Origin of the sequence: Kibdelosporangium banguiense, from assembly GCF_017876405.1 — a bacterium.
Lineage (GTDB): Bacteria > Actinomycetota > Actinomycetes > Mycobacteriales > Pseudonocardiaceae > Kibdelosporangium > Kibdelosporangium banguiense.
The window spans coordinates 231534-247223 of sequence record NZ_JAGINW010000001.1; the positions used below are offsets into that span (position 1 = coordinate 231534).

Consider the following 15690-nt stretch of genomic DNA (forward strand, 5'->3'; position numbering starts at 1 on the left):
GAGCATCTCATGTCTGCCAACAGCCAACTACCTGGCCTTGACCTCATCCGCCGGCCGGCGGCGACCACTTGATGTCCAGCCGGTGCAGGGCTTGCTGGAAGTCGGCCGGCCGCCCGGCGCGCAGGTCGTCCAGGTAGCCCGCGATGTCCTCGACGGATGCCGCCAGATCGATCCGGCGATTGACCTTGCGGCTGACCGGCACGAAGTCCGGGTCCTGCATGACGCGGTCGACGTCGCCCACATTCCAGTACAACGCGTCCTCGATGCCGGTCTTGTTGGCCGGCGTGAGTTCCTTGTCGTAGTAGCGCGGGTTGCGAAGACGTCTGAGTGTCTGCTCGGACAGCTTGCCGCGCTCGGCGGTCACTTCCCACAGTTCCTCGAGCAGCGCCTGGCAGCGCCTTACGTGTGCTGTCAGGCGTTCACGGCCGGATTCATGGGCGCTCATGAGCGCACGCTAGCGCAACACCCGAACGTGTGGCGAATCGACTTGATGCAAGCGCTCGCTAGCGCTAGCGTTCAGGCATGGCAAGGAGTCCGCTCGCCCTACCGTTCAGCGGCGCCCGCCTGCGCATATGGCGGGAACGGGCCGGATTGACACAGCAGGCACTGGCGGACAAGTGCGGACTGTCGAGATTCCAGATCTCCCGATGGGAGACCGGCGAGGCGAAGCCGGAACCGGGATCACTGGAACCGCTGGTCCGCGGATTGGCCGAGGCCTTGGGGCGCCCGGCAGGCACCGAGAACCCCTTCAAACTCGACGACCTGCTGGACGCGCCTTCATACCCGAAGGAGCCGCCTCACCGAAGCCCCTGAAGCGTAGCTCTCAGCAATTGCACACCGATCGCTACCTGCGCCAAAACAATTGACTTCAGGAATCGGTTCTGCCGAAACCTACAGCGGCAGAATCCGGCGCGCGGCCCAATAAAGCAGACCGAGTTCCAGCGCGGAGAACAGCACCACCGCCACCGAACTGGACACCCACACCAGTGCGGCCCCGATCGCGAGCACGGGAATCACCAGCCCGGCGTACGCACCGAGAAACAACGCAGCCAGGACCTCACCGCGAAACGCAGGCTCCGCAAGGGAAGCAGCTGTCGCCACGGCGGCCCGGAAACCCAGTCCGATGCCCGCACCGGCGACCACGGCACCGGCGAAGAACAACCACAGCCCGGAGGTCAGCACGGCAACCGGAAGCACGACCAGCCCCACAGCCATGAACAGGAATCCGAGCTTGAGCTGCGGACGGGTATCCAGGCCGGCGAACAGGATCTGAGCGACGGCAGCGGCGGCGAGCACAGCGAAAGTGGCGGTACCGCCCAGAAGCTTGGACGGCTCGTGAAACGCGAGGTTCATCAGAGTCGGCGCGAGCGCCGTGAACAAGCCGGTGATCGCGAACGCGGCGAACGCAGCTGTGGCGGCGCCGAAGAACTGCGGTTTGGCAGCGCGCGGCAATGAGATCCGCTGCGGCCGGTAAGCCGGGCGCTCTTCCCGGCGCGCAACGGTTTCCGGCACCAGGCTGACCGCGATCGCACTGGCGATCAGCAGCCCCAGGAAGATCAGGTACGGCACAGTCAACGGCCCGGCCACGTACTGCACGAGCAGACCACCGATCAGCGGCCCGATGGCGAGCCCGCCCATGTTGACCACGCTCGAGATCAGCCCCGACGAGGCCGGGTCAGCCGACGGCTTGGCGACAAGGCGCAACTCCGACAAATGTGCGGTCGCCGTGGCCACGAGCGCACCGATCCCCGCACCACCGATCAGCCTGGCGAGGATCAATCCCGCCACATCCGGCCAGGCCAGAAAGACCAGTGCGGACAGCGCCTCGACCAGTGTCGCACCGACGATCACCCGGCGACGGCCGAGCCAGTCGCTCACGTGCCCGACGAGGTACAGGCTGGCCACGACACCGACGGCGTACGCGGCGAAAATGACTGTGATCACCCAGGTCGGGAACCCGTCGCGCTGCTGGTAGAGGCCGTACAGCGGCGTCGGCAACGTAGAGAACGCGAGCGACACGGTGAACGCGGTGGCGATCACCCAGAAGCCACCACCATGGCTGACGCGCCGACTTGCGGCCGGCACCTGCGGACGAGCAACAGCGGTGAATGTCATGTCTCCACCGTGACTCGCAGCAACCATCAAGTCCAACGAAGAATCTTGGCCAGATATATCGCCTTGGACGATAATTCAGGGCATGGAGACGCGTCAGCTCGAGTACTTCGTCGCGGTGGCCGAGGAACTGAGCTTCACCAAGGCCGCCCAGCGGTTGTACGCGGTCCAGTCCACTGTGTCGGCCGCCATAAAGTCCCTCGAAGCCGAACTCGGTACAACGCTGTTCGATCGCTCGACCAGAAAGGTCGCATTGTCGGCGGCGGGCAGCGCGTTCCTGCCGGAGGCCAAGGCTGCAATCGAGGCCGTCGACCGGGCAATGGCCGTCGCACAGGAGGCCGCGACCGGACTGCGCGGCAGCATCCGGGTCGGAACAATGACGAACATTTCGGTCATTGACCTGCCCGGCCTGCTCGGTGCGTTCCACAAGCGCTATCCGCTGGTGGACATCCATGTCACGGTGTCCACGACCGGATCCACCGGAATGGCCGACGACGTGCGCAGCGGCCGCCTGGACGTCGCACTACTCGGCCTGCCGGAGTCCGACCTGGTCGGGCTGACCACGCGAGGGCTGGCCAGCTGGCGATACGTCGCCCTGCTCCCGGAGGGCCACAAGCTGGCCCGGCGTTCGAAGGTCTCCCTGCGTGACCTGGCCGGTGAGTCGTTTGTGGACACTTCGGCCGGGTTCGGCAACCGGATCTGCGTCGATCGCGCGTTCGACGCGATGGGCGCACCCCGGCGCGTCGGCGTCGAGGTCGCCGACATGAGCTCGGTCCCCGCGTATGTCCGGGCTGGGCTTGGGGTCGCGGTCATTCCGGACGTACGCCCGGACGTGGAACCGGGCACGGTCCGATTGCCGCTGGTAGCGCCCGAAATGACCTGGCTGATGACCATCGCGACACTCGCGGGCAAGCCGCCAAGCCGCGCGCTGCAGACCTTACTGGATCTACTCGACACCTGGTCCACTACCTGAGATCGTTTGCACGCAAGCCTGCTGGATTGACCTGGTCACGCGCTCTTACTACGATGTGCAATCGTTAGCAAAACAAGCGGGTGGGTATGACTGAGACCTTCCAACTGACCGTCAACGGCACGCCAGTCGAGGTGACCTGCGACCGCGACACCCCGTTGCTGTTCGTGCTACGAAACCACCTGGGTCTCAAGGGCACCAAGTTCGGCTGCGGTCTCGGACTGTGCGGCGCGTGCAATGTCATCATCGACGGCCACTCGGTGCAATCCTGCAACACTCCACTGTGGTCGATCGCAGGCGAGCGCGTGCGCACGATCGAAAGCCTGGGGGACAACAAGGTCCAGCAGATGTTCATCGCTGAACAAGCCCGCGCAATGCGGCTATTGCGTCTCCGGGATTGTCATGAGCTCGACTGCATTGCTGGAGAGCAATCCACAGCCTGACGAGAAGACCGTACGCGCCGCACTCGACGGCAATCTCTGCCGATGCGGTGCACACAACCGGATGGTGCGAGCAGTGCTGCGAGCCAGCGAATGATCCCGGGCAATCTACGGACCACACCGATGCTTTCCCGATGGGTCACCGTGCACCGAGATGGGACCGTCAGCGTCCGGTCCGGCAAAGTCGAGCTGGGACAAGACATCCACACCACGCTCGCGCAGATCGTCGCCGAAGAACTGGACGTGGCGCTGCACCGGATCCGCATGATCCCGATGATCACGCCGATCACCCCGGACGAGAACCTCACCGCGGGCAGCCGTTCCCTTGAGGACTCCGGCACAGCGTTGCGCCAGGTCGGCGCCGAGGTCCGGGCCTGCTTCCTGGCTGCCGCCGCTGATCGGCTCGGCAGCCCCGACCTCGCCATCGACGACGGCGTGATCACGTCGGCCAACGGCAGCACCAGCTACTGGGAGCTCGCCGACCTCGTCAGCCTGGACATCAACGCCACGGGCGAGTCAAAGCCCAAGGCACCAAGCGAATACCGCGTCGTCGGGAGCCCGGCCAAGCGCCTGGACCTACCGGACAAGATCAGCGGGAAGCCCAGATACATCCACGACCTCGACCTGCCCGGCATGCTGTACGGACGGATCGTACGGCCGCCCTCCCCTGGCGCGACCTTGTGCGAGCTGGACATGCCAGCGGCGAAGGACCTGGTCGGCGTCGTCGAGATCGTGCAGGACGGCAGCTTCCTGGGAGTGGTCGCCACGCAGGAGGAAACGGCGATCGCAGGCGCCGAGTTGTTGCGGTCCCACGCCAAATGGGACGAGCACGCGCAGTTGCCGGAGTCACTCGACGAGTTCCTGACCACCGGGCCGTTCGACACAATGGTCATCGATGAGTCCGGCACTCCCGGTCCCGGCCGGACTGCCACGGCGACCTACTCCCGGCCGTATCTCGCGCACGCGTCAATCGCACCCTCGTGCGGAATCGCGCGCTGGGACGGTGCGAATCTCGAAGTCTGGAGCCACACCCAGGGCGCCTACAATCTCCGGCACGCAATCTCGATTGCTCTGACGTTGCCCGAGGAGCAATTGGTCGTACACCACGTCGAAAGCGCTGGTTGCTATGGGCACAATGGCGCGGACGATGCGGCTTTCGACGCCGTGCTCCTGGCTCGCGCGGTCCCTGGCCAGCCGGTGCAAGTGGTGTGGTCACGTGCGGACGAGCTGAGCTGGGCGCCGTTCGGCACCGCGATGGCAGTCCGGATGTCCGCCAGCCTGGCCGAGGACGGCAGTATCGTCGCGTGGCAGCACGAAACCTTCGGCAATGGTCACATTTCGCGGCCAGGCACCGCCAATGAGCCTTCTTTGTTGTCGGCGGCGTACATATCGGCTCCCCGGCCCATCCCGGTGTCCGTGGATCCGCCGACCGCTCGCGGCGGTGGGGCGCAACGCAACAGTGTTCCGCTGTACCGGTTTGCGCACCACAAAGTGATCAAGTCACGGCTGCTGACCATGCCGCTGCGCACATCCGCGTTGCGCGGGCTGGGAGCGTTCATCAATGTCTTCGCCATCGAGTCCTTTATGGACGAATTGGCCGGTGAGGTGGACCCGGTCGAGTTCCGGCTGCGATATCTCCGGGACGATCGAGCGCGCATGACTGTGCTGGCCGCGGCCGACCAGGCCGGTTGGTGGGAACGGGAACCAGCTGAGAACCACGGCTTCGGGTTCGGGTTCGCCCGGTACAGTCATCATGGCGCGTACTGCGCGGTCGTCGCGGAAGTCCAGGCGGAGAGCGAAGTCCGGGTCGAACGGCTGACGATCGCCGTGGACGCCGGGCAGATCGTGAACCCGGACGGACTACGCAATCAGATCGAAGGCGGCGCGATCCAAAGCACCAGCTGGACACTGAAGGAACAAGTGCGCTTCGACCGGACCCACGTCACCAGCGCCAGCTGGGAAAGCTATCCGATCCTGCGGTTCTCCGAGGTACCCGAGGTCGACATCACCCTGCTCGATCAACCCGGCGAGCCGTACCTCGGAGCGGGTGAGGCGGCGCAGGGACCTACGGCGGCGGCAATCGCGAATGCTCTGAGCAATGCCATCGGTGTCCGAGTCCGTGCTCTGCCGCTGACATCGGAGAACATTGTCAATGCACTGACTTGATTGCAGCGACCGAAGCGCGGCGGATCAACTCGACCGGGAGGATCACCCGTTTGGCCGGTGCGGTCGGGTCGGCGATGCGCTCCAGCAACAGCCGGGCGGCCTCCAGACCCATTTCGTAGTGCGGGATCCGGACCGTGGTCAGCGCGGGCCGTTGCCGGTTGGCGAACGGCATGTCGTTGAACCCGACCACGGACACGTCCGTGGGGCACTCCAGGCCGCGCTCCTCCAGTGCGGAGTAGCAGCCCAGTGCAATCAAGTCATTGCCCGCGACAATCGCGGTGACGCCGCCCTGCAAGCGCTTGGCCGCCTCGTACCCGGCTTCCTCGGTGAATGCCTCCGAATACGTCACCCATTCGGGGTCTACCGCCAGACCATGTGCGGCCATTGCATCGAGGTAGGCCCGATAACGCTCCCAGCCGGTGGACAGCGCCTGAGGCCCTGCGACATGGGCGATTCGTTCGTGCCCCAGTTCGGCAAGCATCTGGACTGTGGCGTGCACACCTGCGTTGTTGTCGTTGGTGACAGAAGGGATTTCGCTGCTGTCGGTGCGCCTGTTCACAAGCACCGTCGGTACGCGGTCTTCGGGCTGCGGATCGTTGCGGCGGCCGGTCGCGAGGATGAAGCCATCGGTCTGCCGACCGCGCATGGCCAGCAACAACTCGCGTTCGCGCTCCTCGTCGCCGTCGGTATTGCCCATCAGGGCCATGTAGCCGGCTTCGCGCAGAGCATCCTCGATTCCTCGGACGATAGGAGGAAATACAGGATTCCGCAGGTCTGGAATGATCACCCCGGCCACCGAGGACGTCTTGGTCCGCAGGCTGCGAGCTGCCGAATTCGGGGCGTAGCCCAGGGATTTCGCTGCCTCCAGCACCCGGTTGGCAGTCCGTGTGCTGACTTTGGCCCTGGTCGACGGGTTCAGCGCCCGGCTGGCGGTCGCCGCGTGCACCCTCGCCAGGTTGGCGACATCCTTGATGGTTGGTGGTTTTTCCACGGCGGTCACATTAGCGGTCTGTCACCAGCCGACCAGTGTCTTTGGTCTGTTTCCGCCGAATTTCGCAGTGGCCGAGTGGCCCGGGCCAACGCGATGTACACCGCGTCAGCCACCGATGAGTCCACTTTGCCCGAAGCGTCAGCGTTGCCCGGCAGTCCTCATTGGACCCTCCACGCGAAGGCAGTACCTCGGTGAACGTCGGGCCGCCCTCGTTGCGCCGGCTACTTCGGTGATCTCTCAGCCGATTGCCGGGGCGAGTACAAAGATCCGGAACGCACCGGCACTTGCGTGCGACGAATAGGTCAGTGTCAATACGGATTGGCGATGAACAAGTCCTGCGCCGGGAACCTGGTCAGTACTTCGGCGCCGCGCTCGGTCACCACGACCTCTTCCTCGATCCGTGCCGCGGAGAACCCATCCGAGGCAGGACAGTAGGTCTCGAGCGCGAACACCATCCCGGCCTGGATCTGCACCGGATGCGCCAGGCTGTTGAGCCGCGAGATGATCGGCCGTTCGTGCAGGCCGAGCCCGAGGCCATGGCCGAACTGCAGGCCGAACGCGGCCATCTCGTCGGCGAATCCGAACTCGGTTGCCGCCGGCCAGGCCAGCGCGATCTCGTCGGTGCCTACGCCTGGCTTCACAAGCTGGATCGCGGCGTCCATCCACTCGCGGGCGCGCCGGTAGGCGTCTCGCTGTGCGCCGGTGGCGCTGCCCACGCCGAATGTGCGGTAGTAGCAGGTGCGATATCCGTTGTACGACTGGATGATGTCGAAGAAGGCCTGGTCACCGGGTCGGATCAATCGGTCGGAGAAATTGTGCGGATGCGGGTTACAGCGCTCGCCGGACACCGCGTTGATGGTGCCGCGCCGCCGACCCGAAGTCCCAGAGTATCGGCTCGCCATTGCGCGTAAGCAGCGCGTAGCGAGTCATCTTGTCGCCGAGTGCGCCACCGATCCACGTCTGCGTGACATAGCGAATGTTGTAGAAGTCGAAGAGCAGGAACGCACCGCACTCACTGGAGTCGAGCGCGGCGCGGGCTCGCTCGATCCGGTAGTCGCGCAGCCGGTCGAAGTCGACACGCTGCTCGAAGTCGACGGCGCCATGGCCGGTGCCGGGACGGGCCGGCTACCGAACATCGTCTTCCTCCAGACCGTCGGTCACGTCAGCGTTCTCCGGCTGCAGCGTCACCCCGGCCCGGCGCGCCTGTTCCTGCACGAGGACCGCGAAATCCTGCTCGACGAACCCGGCACCGACCGCCGAGCAGACGATCTGCGCGGCCGCCGAGGCCAGCGGCATCGGCGCCTCCATCGCCCGCGCGGCCTCCAGCCCCAGGTCGAAGTCCTTGCGCAGCAACGGCATCGTGAACGTGGGCGTGAAGTCCAGGCGGACCAGCGCGGGCGTCTTGTACTGGCTGAAGGCCGAGCCCATCACCGACTGGTTGAGAAACTCCAGGAACGATGCCCTGCTCACGCCCCCTTTCTCGGCCAGCACGGTGATCTCGGCCAGCGACTGGATCACCACGCCGAGGAAAACGTTGTGACAGATCTTGACCAGCCTGGCGACCTCGTCCTCACCGACGTACGTGACCGCCTTGCCCAACGCGTTGAGCACCGGCTCGACCTGTTCGAAGACCGCCCGCGGCCCGGACACCGCGAGCGTCACCCGGCCTGCCTTGACCACCTTCGGATTCCCGCTGACCGGAGCTGCCAGCAACTCCGTGCCGCGTTTGAGTGCGGCCACCCGTACACCGGCTGATGACTCGGCGGAAACCGTGGACGAGTCGATGAGCACCTTGGGGGCGATGTCGGGGTTGGTCAGCAGGCCGTCCTTGCCCGAGGTCACTTCCTCCAGGTCCACCGACGCGGCCACCATACTGAACACGATCTCCCGGTCGGCGAGGTCCACCGGCCGGTCGACCACGGTCGCACCGGCTTCGACGAGCGTCTCGGCCTTGGCCCGGGTGCGGTTGTAGACGGCGACCTCGTATCCCGCACGAAGCAAACGCTTGGCGAGGGCCGCACCCATCCGGCCGACACCGATCCAGCCGATCCGGGGACGGTCCGCGGGAATCGCCGCCATCATTACCTCGCTCCCAGTGATTGCAATCGTTCGCATTCACGATGCCCGGCGTACCGACCATCGTCAAGTGCTTGACCTGGGCTACCCATCTGCTAACGATTGCGACGTGCGTACGGTCAACCTTGGAACTTTCAGCCCTTCCGTCCTCGTCGAGGTCGCCGCGAGAACAGGCGCACTGGCCACGGCCGGGTTGACCGTGCGAGAGATGCCCGCCACCTCCTCACCAGCGCAGTTCTCCCATTTACTTGACGGCGAGTTGGACGCGGTGCTGACGAACCCGGACAACGTAGTCGCTTACCGCTGTCTGCCGGACAACCCGCTGAACCGGACGGCGGACGTGCGGATCCTGGCGGCTGTCGACGGCGGGCTTGGCCTGTCGTTGTTCAGCCGCCACGAGGCTGTGGACGAATTGCACGGCGGCCTGCTCGGTGTGGATGTCCCGACATCCGGTTTCGCGTTCGTCGCCTATGCACTGCTTGAGCAGTTGGGGATATCGGACTTCTCAGTCGAAGCAATGGGCTCGACGCCCCGACGCACTGAGGCATTGCTCTCGGGGCAATGCGCGGTCACGGTGCTCAATGCCGGCAACGATCTACGAGCCGAAGCCGCCGGAGCGCACCGGATTGCCAGCGTGACCGCACTCGGGCCGTACGTGGGAACCGTGCTGGCAGCTCGGGGCGAAACCGTCGAACATGACAGGGAGATGCTGAGCAGCCTGATCGGAGTTCTGCTGACAACGGCAGCCGAACTGGTCAACGGCGAGCACCGCGATCTGGCACTCGACGCAGCGCAATACCGTCTCGATCTCGACGCAAACGCGAGTGCGCGCTACCTGGCGACACTCATGGACACCACGGAAGGACTCATCCCCAGCGGAGTGATGTCCACAGCGGCCCAGGAGACGGTGATCGATCTCCGCAACCGGCGATCGACGACCGCACTGACACCCGCCGACGTGCTGGCATCCGGGATCATCGACGACAGCCTCGGCGGCTCCGGCGATTGACCGCATGGGCGAGATCGGGATGGTTCGTTCCGCCCGGGTGGTCATCAGCCCTGCCTTGCTCTGTCCGCGGGCTGATCAGTGTAATTGCGGCCGCGCAATCGCCGCTCAATCCCGTCGAGCAGCAATCGCAGGCCATAGTCGAACACTTTGTCCAGGTCGTAGTCGAAGTCCCGGCCGACCAGATCTGCCATGGCCGGGTACCGGCCGGTGGCCAGCAGAGTCGCCAGGGCCGGTTGTTCGGTCGAGATCCACTCCTCGTGAGTCACACCGGTGTCCTGGCGGGCCTGCGTTTCCGCCTGCAGGCTGATCGCCAGGCCGCGGACGTGCCCGAAAAGGTTCAAATGGGTGTACATGATCTCGTCCATCGACAAGTCGAACCGGCGCAGCACGGCAAGCACCCATTCGGTGTACGCCAGCAGGTTCGGTGACACCCGGGGACGGGTCATCGACAATGCCTCCGCCGTCCACGGATGACGGCGGCACACAGTCCACATCAGACGCGGGGCCAGTTCGAGGCACTCGCGCCAGCCGGGTGGTTTCTCCGGCGGGAACGGGTGCTCGCCGAACACCTTGTCGGCCATGTAGAGCACCAGGTCGTCCTTGCTGGACACATGGCGGTACAACGACATCGTGGCGACGCCGAGGTCTGTGGCCACCCGGCGCATCGAGACCATCGGCAGGCCTTCGGCGTCCGCGACGGCGATCGCGGCCCGCACGATCCGGTCGCGGCTGAGATCCGGTTCCGGCGGTGGCTTGCCGGCCCGCGCCACTTGCGACGATCGGACGACGGTGCCCGCGCCCGGTTTCGTGTCCACGATGCCGTCGTCACGCAGGGCGGCGATCACCTTGGTGGCGGTGGCCATCGCCACGCCCCACTCCTGGGTGATCCGCCGGGTGGACGGGATCCTCTGGCCGGCCCGCAGCTCTCCCCGGGCGATCCGGTCCTTGATCTCCGCGGCGATCCGCAGATACGGCGGCTCAGCCGGCACCCGTCCCTCCAGCGCACTAGTTGGTTTGTACACCGTACGCGGGTGGCTCGGGCAGATCTACATCTCCCGGATGATCGGGTGATTGTGCGACCCTAGTCAGCATGAGCGACGACCGGAACGTACTCGGCGGCGCACTCGAGGAATGCGGCACTGACCCGGTGACCGGCTTCTACCGAGACGGCTGCTGCAACACCGGCCCCGAAGACGTGGCCAACCACACCGTGTGCGCGGTGATGACGGGCGAGTTCCTGCAGCACCAGCGGGAAATCGGCAACGACCTGGCGACCCCGCGGCCGGAGATGGGATTCGCTGGCCTGCGTCCCGGCGACCGCTGGTGCGTATGCGCGTCACGCTGGGTGCAGTCCTATGAGGCCGGCGTCGCGGCTCCGGTCGTGCTCGCCGCGACGCATGCCCGCGCCCTGGAAGTCGTGCCACTGGAGGCTTTGCAGGAGAACGCCGTCGACGTCCCCGCCGACCCGAGCTCACTGCTTTAGAGCGACCAAGGCAGGAGCCGGTGCGCTCGCCGGTTTGAGTCGCACCGCCGTCTCCCAGCCGGCAAGCAGGAGCGCGACAAGCATCGCCGCCGCCAGCCACGGGAAGTCCACCATGATCCCGTCGTCGCCGCGGCCGCCGAACAGGAACGGCAGATACGAGAAGAACGACGCGAACTGGACGAGCACCGGCACCGGCCAGAGCCTGCGCGGGAAGTAGAACGCGGCGACCACGGAAAGCACGTCCGCCATGTAGAAGTAGCGCTCGTGCATCGCCGGCAGGAAGAACGGCACCATGATCGCGAACAGGGTCGCCAGCAGGATCACCCGGCCGATTGTGATGGGAGTGCGCCTGGCGATTGCCACGAGAATGATCCCCAGCACGAGGGCACCTGTGAAGAGCACTCCCCCGGTGCGCCATGCGTCCGCTGCCGTGGTGATGTCGAGGAATTGATAGATGTTGGGCGCGTTCAATGTCAGCTGCGTGTACTCACCGACCTGGTCGGTGTAGACCGAGAGCAGCGCGCCGGGATCGGCGCCGGCCAGCAGGGCCGGGCCGTCCAGCAGCAACACGACGCCGGGCACCACGAGCAATGCCGGCCAAGGCACCTTGCGCAGCAGGACAAGGATCGCCAGCAGCGGCAGAACGAACACGATCTGCATCTTGAATGCCAGCGACAGGCCGAAGAACACGCACGCGAGCCACGGCCGGGATCGCACCGCGTAGTACACGCCGCCCAGCCCGAACGCGGCGTAGATCGAATCGCACTGAGCCCACAGCGAACTGTTGACCACCACTGTCGGCAGTAGCACGACCACGACGGCCGCGAGAATCGGCTGCCAGCCACGGGGATATTTCAGCGCGACGAGCTTGAACGCGTAGAACGCCAGCAGCAGGTCGAACAACACCGAGATCATCTTCACGCCCGCCAGCACGGGAACCGGCAGATAGGTCAGGATCGCGAGCAGATAGAGATACGGCACGTTGTAGTTGGCGAACTGGTAGCGCAGCGCCGCGAATCCGCCGTTGGCCTTGATGAAGTCGTACCACTGCGCGACAAAGGCCTGATAGTCCCGGGATTGGAAGTCCAGCCACGGCAGTCGCACCGCCAGTGCGATCAGCACAATCCCGGTGGCGATCAGCACGATCTTCGGGCGGGTCAGCACTTTGCCGCTCTCCTCTCACGGGGCTTTCCACCACCAGACCACCCGTGCCACAACGCCGGCTGTAAGCAACCTGTGAGCTCGCTGTGGAGGTGGCTATTGACGTATGTGGTCCAGACCACTGACACTGACGGTGAGCGCCCCGCCGCCACCGGACGTTCAAAGGAGAACGATGCGCCCTGCATCCGGTCGCCGTAGCAGGCTGTTCCCAGCCGCTCTCACCCTGCTGATCGCATTCGCCGTTCCGGCTGTCCCGGCAAGTGCCGCCCCTGCGGCCTTCACCCATCCGGGAGTTATGGTCAGCCGGTCCCAGCTCGACTTCATCCGGGACCGCGTGAATGCCAACGCCCAGCCATGGCGAAACGCCTACAACCAAATGGCCGGCAGCGCGTACGGGTCATTGTCCCGCACGCCCAAGCCCCGCGCGGTCGTCGAGTGCGGGCCGTATTCCAACCCGAATCTCGGATGTACCGAAGAGCGGCAGGACGCGATTGCCGCGTATACCTTGGCCCTGATGTGGTACATCACGCGGAATTCGCAGTACGCCACCAAATCCATCCAGATCATGGACGCGTGGTCGAACACGATCCGCGATCACACCAACTCCAACGCGCCACTGCAGACCGCATGGTCGGCGGCGTCCTGGGCCAAGGCCGCCGAGATCATCCGGTACACGTACTCGAGCTGGCCCAACACGACCCGGTTCGCCACCATGCTCCGCGGCGTGTACCTGCCCAAGATCGTCAACGGCAGCAAGAGCACCAATGGGAACTGGGAGCTGACCATGATGGAGGCGTCCCTGGGAATCGCCGTGTTCCTTGAGGACCGTGCCGTCTACGACAAAGCGGTGTCCATCTTTCGTACCCGGGTGCCCGCTTACATCTATCTGCCAGCCGATGGCGCGCTGCCGCGGACCCCACCCGGAAGTGGAATCGACACCCGCCAGGAGATCGTCGACTACTGGCACGGCCAGAGCACCTTTGCCGAAGGCCTCAGCCAGGAGACGTGCCGCGACTTCACACACACCGGATACGGCCTCGCGTCGATCGCCTCTTTCGCCGAGACGACCCGGATCCAGGGCCAGGATCTTTATCCGGAGATCGGCGGCCGGCTGCGCACCGCGCTCGGTTTCCATACCCGGTACGAACTCGAAGGCCCGCCGGCGTGGCTGTGCGGCGGCAGTGTCAAACGCGGCCTGGGGCCGGTCACCGAGGTCGGTTTCAACCATTTCAGCACCAGGCTCGGCATCACCATGCCGAACACCAAGGCCTGGACCGAGTCGCGGCGTCCACATGGCGCCAACAACCTGTTTGTGGCCTGGCCCACCCTCACACACGCCAATAATCCCAACTAACCTGCCATTTCGGCGGCTGTCGCCCGGTCAGGCCGGGCGACAGCCGCTATTTTTGACCGCGTGTACGCCATGCAGTACGAGATCACGCTGCCCGCCGACTACGACATGGAGATCATCCGGACTCGGGTCGCCACCCGCGGGCACCTGATGGATTCCTTCGCCGGCCTGCGGTTCAAGGCCTTTCTGATCCGGGAGAAGGCCGCGGGTTCACCGGTCAACGAGTACGCGCCGTTCTATGTATGGGACTCGCCCGACGGGATGGGCCGGTTCCTGTGGGGTGGCGGCGGATTCCAGGGCATCGTGCGGGATTTCGGGCGTCCTGCGGTGCGGCACTGGACGGGCGTGACCGTACTGGACGGGCCGGGTTCGAAAGCGCGCTCAGCGACTCGGACCGTCACGCCGGTACCCGTTGACGTGGATTTGACCGAGTTCGTCCAGGACATGACCAAACCCCTGGCGGAGCTCTCGGAGGTGGACGAGGTCTGCGCCACCGCGCTGGCCATCGATCCGCACCGTTGGGAGCTCGTGCATTTCACGCTGTGGTCGGATACGGGTCCTGACCGGTACGAGGTACTTCACATGTCCCAGCCTTCGTAGGGATCGCTCCGAGCGATTTGAGCGAGGGTGTCAAGTGCAAGTGCCAGCGTGTCCAAGTGCGGTGCGGACAGTGCGATCCGGACCGCGTTCGGTGCATGACCGGGGCCGACGGCGAACGCCGCGGCCGGTGTGATCGCGATGCCGTGGCGGGCAGCGGCGGCGACGAAAGTCTCGGCGCGCCACGGTTCGGGCAATGTCCACCAGCGGTGGTACGCCCGACGTTCGCCGGCCACGACACCGAGATGTTCGTCGGCGATCTTCTGGCGCAGGAAAGCGTCTTCACGCTTGGCGGCCTCGATCTGCGCCGCGGTACCGTCGGTCAGCCAGCGGGTGGCGGCCTCGATCGCGAAGTGCTGCGCTGTCCAGCCGCCGGAGCGCACCGCGGAGGCGACCTGCTCGAGCAACAGCGGTGGCACGGCCGCGAATCCCACTGTCAGGCCGGGCGCCAGGCGTTTGGACAGACTGTCCACAATGATCGTCCGGCCGGGCGCCAACGGCGGCAGATCGTCGCCGAGGAACCCGTAGATGTTGTCCTCGATCGCGTACATCTCCTGCTGACAAAGGACTTCGTTGATCTGGTCGCGCCGGCTGAGCGGCATGGTCACGCCGAGCGGATTGTGCAGCGTGGGCTGCAGATAAACCGTGCGCACGCGAGCCGCGCTCAGGGCTTCCGGGATCACTCCGGCGTCGTCCATCTGCAGTGGGACAAGAGTTATCCCCAGGCGGGTGGCGATTGCCTTGACAACCGGGTACGTCAGTGCCTCCACTCCCAGGCGTCCACCCACCGGGACCAACGCGGCGATGGCCGCCGCGATCGCTTGCCTTCCGTTGCCTGTGCACAGGATCTCGTCAGGATTCGGCCGCCACTTCTCGCGCGCCATCATCTCCGCCGCCGCGGCCCGGATACCGGGCGTGCCGGACACGCCGACCGGGCGCAGTGCCGCGCTCATCACATCCGACCGGAGCAGTTTGCCGGTGCTTTCGGCGAGCAACGCCGCTTGACCAGGCAGGATGCAGAAGTTCAGCTCCAGGTCGATCTTGGCGTTGCCCGGCTCCGCCAGTGCGGGCTCGATCGGCCGGTCGGCCGTGCGGATGAAAGTCCCCCGGCCGACCTCACCGACAGCCAAGCCACGTCGTACCAGCTCTTTGTACACGCGAGCCGCTGTCGAGTTCGCGATGCCGTTACGGCGCGCGAACTCCCGCTGCGGCGGGAGCTGATCCCCCGGCTGCAGCCGACCGGCCGCGATCTCCCCGGCCAGGGCGTCGGCTATCCATCGATATTCGTCCACTACACCACCATATTGTACTGAGAGCATTGTTTCTATTGCACC

The 15690-nt window shown here is 65.5% G+C and carries 18 protein-coding genes; 9 read left to right on the forward strand and 9 right to left on the reverse strand.

Annotated elements, in window-relative coordinates:
• Positions 1–43: 43 nt before the first annotated feature.
• Positions 44–445, reverse strand: coding sequence for a hypothetical protein (locus tag JOF56_RS01150; RefSeq protein ID WP_209633501.1), 402 nt, complete (start codon positions 443–445; stop codon positions 44–46).
• Between the two features lie 77 nt (positions 446–522).
• Between JOF56_RS01150 and JOF56_RS01155 the strand changes: the two genes are divergently transcribed.
• The gene (locus tag JOF56_RS01155) at positions 523–813 is read left to right on the forward strand and encodes a helix-turn-helix domain-containing protein (RefSeq protein WP_209633503.1); all 291 of its coding nucleotides are present in this window, start codon (positions 523–525) and stop codon (positions 811–813) included.
• 78 nt (positions 814–891) lie between these two features.
• Here JOF56_RS01155 and JOF56_RS01160 read toward each other — a convergent pair whose 3' ends face one another.
• Positions 892–2115: an MFS transporter gene (locus JOF56_RS01160; protein WP_209633505.1), complete on the reverse strand. Its 1224-nt coding sequence runs from the start codon at positions 2113–2115 to the stop codon at positions 892–894.
• Between the two features lie 82 nt (positions 2116–2197).
• Here JOF56_RS01160 and JOF56_RS01165 point away from each other — a divergent pair, with 82 nt between their 5' ends.
• The 4 genes from JOF56_RS01165 to JOF56_RS01180 all read left to right on the forward strand — a co-directional run bounded on the left by JOF56_RS01165 (position 2198) and on the right by JOF56_RS01180 (position 5688).
• Complete coding sequence (locus tag JOF56_RS01165; protein ID WP_209633507.1) at positions 2198–3085, forward strand: LysR family transcriptional regulator; 888 nt, start codon at positions 2198–2200, stop codon at positions 3083–3085.
• 86 nt (positions 3086–3171) lie between these two features.
• Positions 3172–3525 carry a (2Fe-2S)-binding protein gene (locus tag JOF56_RS01170; protein ID WP_209633509.1) on the forward strand — a complete coding sequence of 118 codons (354 nt, stop codon included), beginning with the start codon at positions 3172–3174 and terminating at the stop codon, positions 3523–3525.
• Entirely contained in the window at positions 3485–3619 is a 135-nt protein-coding gene (locus tag JOF56_RS60635; protein WP_209633511.1) for a 2Fe-2S iron-sulfur cluster-binding protein, read from the forward strand. Before JOF56_RS01170 ends, JOF56_RS60635 begins: the two co-directional genes overlap by 41 nt.
• 26 nt (positions 3620–3645) lie before the next feature.
• Complete coding sequence (locus tag JOF56_RS01180; RefSeq protein ID WP_209633513.1) at positions 3646–5688, forward strand: xanthine dehydrogenase family protein molybdopterin-binding subunit; 2043 nt, start codon at positions 3646–3648, stop codon at positions 5686–5688.
• Here the strand turns inward: JOF56_RS01180 and JOF56_RS01185 are convergent.
• From JOF56_RS01185 to JOF56_RS01195, 4 genes are all read right to left on the reverse strand, one after another.
• Positions 5672–6679 (reverse strand): LacI family DNA-binding transcriptional regulator, encoded by a 1008-nt coding sequence (locus JOF56_RS01185; RefSeq protein WP_209633515.1) that lies wholly within the window; start codon positions 6677–6679, stop codon positions 5672–5674. The genes JOF56_RS01180 and JOF56_RS01185 overlap by 17 nt on opposite strands.
• A 308-nt stretch (positions 6680–6987) precedes the next feature.
• Positions 6988–7527, reverse strand: a complete 540-nt coding sequence (locus JOF56_RS01190; protein ID WP_209633517.1) for a M24 family metallopeptidase — start codon at positions 7525–7527, stop codon at positions 6988–6990.
• Positions 7508–7741 (reverse strand): aminopeptidase P family N-terminal domain-containing protein, encoded by a 234-nt coding sequence (locus JOF56_RS60640; protein WP_372448358.1) that lies wholly within the window; start codon positions 7739–7741, stop codon positions 7508–7510. Before JOF56_RS60640 ends, JOF56_RS01190 begins: the two co-directional genes overlap by 20 nt.
• A 63-nt stretch (positions 7742–7804) precedes the next feature.
• Complete coding sequence (locus tag JOF56_RS01195) at positions 7805–8758, reverse strand: NAD(P)-dependent oxidoreductase (RefSeq protein WP_209633519.1); 954 nt, start codon at positions 8756–8758, stop codon at positions 7805–7807.
• A gap of 106 nt (positions 8759–8864) precedes the next feature.
• On the opposite strand from JOF56_RS01195, the gene JOF56_RS01200 reads away from it, so the two are divergent.
• Positions 8865–9764: an ABC transporter substrate-binding protein gene (locus tag JOF56_RS01200; RefSeq protein ID WP_209633520.1), complete on the forward strand. Its 900-nt coding sequence runs from the start codon at positions 8865–8867 to the stop codon at positions 9762–9764.
• Between the two features lie 44 nt (positions 9765–9808).
• Here JOF56_RS01200 and JOF56_RS01205 read toward each other — a convergent pair whose 3' ends face one another.
• On the reverse strand, positions 9809–10753 hold the full coding sequence (locus JOF56_RS01205; RefSeq protein WP_209633522.1) for a TetR/AcrR family transcriptional regulator C-terminal domain-containing protein: 945 nt from the start codon (positions 10751–10753) through the stop codon (positions 9809–9811).
• A 101-nt stretch (positions 10754–10854) separates the two neighbouring features.
• Here JOF56_RS01205 and JOF56_RS01210 point away from each other — a divergent pair, with 101 nt between their 5' ends.
• Entirely contained in the window at positions 10855–11247 is a 393-nt protein-coding gene (locus JOF56_RS01210) for a DUF2237 family protein (RefSeq protein ID WP_209633524.1), read from the forward strand.
• Here JOF56_RS01210 and JOF56_RS01215 read toward each other — a convergent pair.
• Positions 11236–12411 (reverse strand): putative hexosyltransferase, encoded by a 1176-nt coding sequence (locus JOF56_RS01215; protein ID WP_209633526.1) that lies wholly within the window; start codon positions 12409–12411, stop codon positions 11236–11238. The genes JOF56_RS01210 and JOF56_RS01215 overlap by 12 nt on opposite strands.
• 169 nt (positions 12412–12580) lie before the next feature.
• Between JOF56_RS01215 and JOF56_RS01220 the strand changes: the two genes are divergently transcribed.
• Both JOF56_RS01220 and JOF56_RS01225 read left to right on the forward strand, forming a co-directional pair.
• Positions 12581–13762 (forward strand): alginate lyase family protein, encoded by a 1182-nt coding sequence (locus JOF56_RS01220; protein WP_209633528.1) that lies wholly within the window; start codon positions 12581–12583, stop codon positions 13760–13762.
• Positions 13763–13831: 69 nt separating this feature from the next.
• A complete protein-coding gene (locus JOF56_RS01225; RefSeq protein WP_245378899.1) occupies positions 13832–14359 on the forward strand; it encodes a DUF4865 family protein in 528 nt (175 codons plus the stop codon).
• Here the strand turns inward: JOF56_RS01225 and JOF56_RS01230 are convergent.
• A complete protein-coding gene (locus JOF56_RS01230) occupies positions 14338–15648 on the reverse strand; it encodes an aminotransferase-like domain-containing protein (protein ID WP_209633532.1) in 1311 nt (436 codons plus the stop codon). The two genes, JOF56_RS01225 and JOF56_RS01230, sit on opposite strands and share 22 nt — an antisense overlap.
• Positions 15649–15690 lie beyond the last annotated feature (42 nt).

Excerpts from the sequence above, each read along its gene's own strand:
- JOF56_RS01150 (WP_209633501.1), bottom strand. The coding sequence starts at position 445 with ATGAGCGCCCATGAATCCGGCCGTGAACGCCTGACAGCACACGTAAGG.
- JOF56_RS01155 (WP_209633503.1), top strand. The coding sequence starts at position 523 with ATGGCAAGGAGTCCGCTCGCCCTACCGTTCAGCGGCGCCCGCCTGCGC.
- JOF56_RS01160 (WP_209633505.1), bottom strand. The coding sequence starts at position 2,115 with ATGACATTCACCGCTGTTGCTCGTCCGCAGGTGCCGGCCGCAAGTCGG.
- JOF56_RS01165 (WP_209633507.1), top strand. The coding sequence starts at position 2,198 with ATGGAGACGCGTCAGCTCGAGTACTTCGTCGCGGTGGCCGAGGAACTG.
- JOF56_RS01170 (WP_209633509.1), top strand. The coding sequence starts at position 3,172 with ATGACTGAGACCTTCCAACTGACCGTCAACGGCACGCCAGTCGAGGTG.
- JOF56_RS60635 (WP_209633511.1), top strand. The coding sequence starts at position 3,485 with ATGAGCTCGACTGCATTGCTGGAGAGCAATCCACAGCCTGACGAGAAG.
- JOF56_RS01180 (WP_209633513.1), top strand. The coding sequence starts at position 3,646 with ATGCTTTCCCGATGGGTCACCGTGCACCGAGATGGGACCGTCAGCGTC.
- JOF56_RS01195 (WP_209633519.1), bottom strand. The coding sequence starts at position 8,758 with ATGGCGGCGATTCCCGCGGACCGTCCCCGGATCGGCTGGATCGGTGTC.
- JOF56_RS01210 (WP_209633524.1), top strand. The coding sequence starts at position 10,855 with ATGAGCGACGACCGGAACGTACTCGGCGGCGCACTCGAGGAATGCGGC.
- JOF56_RS01220 (WP_209633528.1), top strand. The coding sequence starts at position 12,581 with ATGCGCCCTGCATCCGGTCGCCGTAGCAGGCTGTTCCCAGCCGCTCTC.
- JOF56_RS01225 (WP_245378899.1), top strand. The coding sequence starts at position 13,832 with ATGCAGTACGAGATCACGCTGCCCGCCGACTACGACATGGAGATCATC.